This is a genomic window from Methylobacterium sp. E-005, assembly GCF_022829725.1.
In the GTDB taxonomy this organism is placed as follows: domain Bacteria; phylum Pseudomonadota; class Alphaproteobacteria; order Rhizobiales; family Beijerinckiaceae; genus Methylobacterium.
Genome location: NZ_JAKSYG010000084.1, coordinates 1 through 2497, shown reverse-complemented (window position 1 = coordinate 2497; position 2497 = coordinate 1). Strand labels below are relative to the sequence as shown.

Here is a 2497-nt window from a genome sequence, read left to right as displayed (position 1 = left end):
CAGGTTCATCACGTAGTAGGCCGGCAGCTTGCGGTTCAGGTTCGACTCGTCGCCCCGGAAGTAGGACGACGAGAAGGCCGCCACGTTGAGGCCGAACCGCCAGTCCGGGGTGATGTTGTACTCGAACCCGGCCTTGATCTGGTGATCCGGGATCAGCGGGATCTTGTCGCCCGGCCGCACGCGGATGCCACCGTTCGGGACAACATCGCCGCCGACGGCGCCGCCGGCCGCCCCGGTGCCGGCGAGCGGGTTGTTGGGTGACGAGAGCGTCGCGGTGAACTGGAAGGTGGCGTCGATCAGCGCGTAGTTGGCGTAGACGAGCAGGTCGGGGGTGACGGCGTACTCGGCGCTGACCTCGATGCCCTGGCGACGCGTCGCCGGCACGTTGATGTAGTAGGCGCGGGCCGCATTGCCGGCGACCGCGACCTGATAGAGATCGTTGGTCAGGTCGGTGCGGAACACGCCGGCCTTGTAGGTCAGGGCGCCGCCCTGGAGGAAGTTCGGGATCACGCCGCGGAAGCCCGCCTCGTAGGTCTGGCCGGTGACCTGCTTGAGCGGCGGGTCGGCGACCAGCGAGTTCGGCAGTAGGCAGGGCTGGGTCGGGCTGGAGCAGGACAGCTCCAGCGGGGTCGGCGCGCGGTTCGACTCGGAGTAGCTGCCGTAGAGGTTGAGCGCCGGGTCGAACTGATAGGTCAGGCCGGCCAGGGGATTGACCTTGGTGAATTCGTTCACACCCGTCACGTCCGGCGAGAAGCCGGTCTGGTCGCGGGTCTGGATGCGGGCATAGTTGAGCCGGAAGCCGGCGGTGAGCGAGAGCCGATCGGTCAGGTCGAGGGTGTCGGTGGCGTAGAGGCCGAGATACAGCGTCGAGCCGCTGACATTGGTCGGGGCGATGCCGAGGGCGCCGAGCGTGCGGATATCGTTCGTGCCGAGGCCGGGGATCGTGCCGTAATAGGGGTTGTTCGGATCGACCGTGACCAGAAGGTTCGGGTTGATGACGCCGAGCTGACTCGACGACTTGAACGAGAAGGTCGAGGCGTCGACGCTGCCGCCGATCACGAACGTGTTGGGCAGGCCGAAGATCCGGTCGCGGTTGGCCGCCTGCAGCGAGCCGCCATAGGCCTCCGAATTGGTCAGGGTCGTGTCGATCGTGCCGTAGGGGATGGCCCGGCGGAACGGGATCAGCTGGTTGTTCAGGCCCAGGATGGCGAACTGGTTGGCGTAGGCGCGGCGTGCCGCCACTTGGCTGGTCGGCGGCGCATTCACGTTGAACGCGTCGTCCTGGTAGCAGAGGAAGCCGCGGAAGCTCGAGCGCGAGCTGCACTGCTCGAAATTGCCCTGGTTGCCGTCGACGTAGTTCTCGTTGAAGCGCCGGTAATACGCATTGCCGGCGAGGTCCCAGGTCGGCGAGATGTCGACCCGGCCGGTCAGCTGGAGCGAGCCGACCTGCGTGGTCTGCGTCTGCGGGAAGGTGAAGATCGCCCGCGGATCGACATGGGTGAAGTCCACCGGCGTCGCGGCCGCCGCGCCGTAGAAGCTGCGCGCGGCCAGACCGATCAGGTGGAACTCCGAGTCCTGCGAGCGGTAGCCCAGATCCGCGTACAGACGCCCGATCGTGCTCGGGTTCTGGTAGCGCCAGCCGCGGTCGTTCAGCCCATCGCCGGTGAAGTAGAAGCTCCAGTTGTCGACGACCTTGCCGTATTCGAGATAGCCGGCGGTGCGCGCGTCCGAGCCGCCCCAGGCCGAGATTTCGGTGCCCTGCCAGGTGAAGCCGTTCTTCATCTGGATGTTGACCGCGCCGCCGATGGCGTTGAGGCCGAAGATCGGGTTGCCGGTGACCACGTCGATCCGCTGGACCGCCTGCGGCGGGATCAGGTCGAAGTTGACGACGTCGCCGAAGGCCTCGTTGATGCGGATGCCGTTCTGGTAGACGGCCAGACCCTGCGGCACGCCCTGAACGGGGGAGGCGGTGAAGCCGCGGTAGTTGAGGTCGACGCGGTTGCCGTTGCCCTGGGAGTCGCTGATGTTCACGCCCGGGGTCTCGCGGGCGAAGGTGGCGATGATGTTGTCGGTGCCGCGGTCGATGGCGATCTGGCGGGGCGTGACGGTCTCGACGGTGCTGGGGATCTTGTTGAGCGGCTGCTCGGAGCCGCGCAGGCGGACCGGCCCGGCGGGGGCGGTCGGCACGATCTGGCCGAGGGTGTTCAGGTTCTGGGCGCCGCTCGACTTGCCGCCGCCGGCCCCGACCGGCGACGTCGAGACCACACTTATTTCACCCAAGGTTTCCGCTTGCTGTGCCTGTGCCAGTCCGGGCAGTATTTCCACGGACGCGACCAGGCTGCCTCGCAAGGCGTGCCTGTATTCCCCCAGCCAAATCTCAAGACCGCGCCCTGCTTTTGTCAGGTTCGCCGATCTGACTGATGCCGCATCGCCGATTGCATACAAATCACGGAGTCGTGTTTAATCCCCGTCGTGCACCGGGCGATTTACGAGGACC

1 protein-coding gene is annotated in these 2497 nt (G+C 66.6%); it reads right to left on the bottom strand.

Going from position 1 to position 2497, the window contains the following annotated elements; translation table 11 throughout:
• On the bottom strand, window positions 1-2337 hold a 2337-nt coding region (locus MKK88_RS09655; protein ID WP_243999109.1), incomplete at its 3' end, for a TonB-dependent receptor.
• Between the last annotated feature and the right edge of the window lie 160 nt (window positions 2338-2497).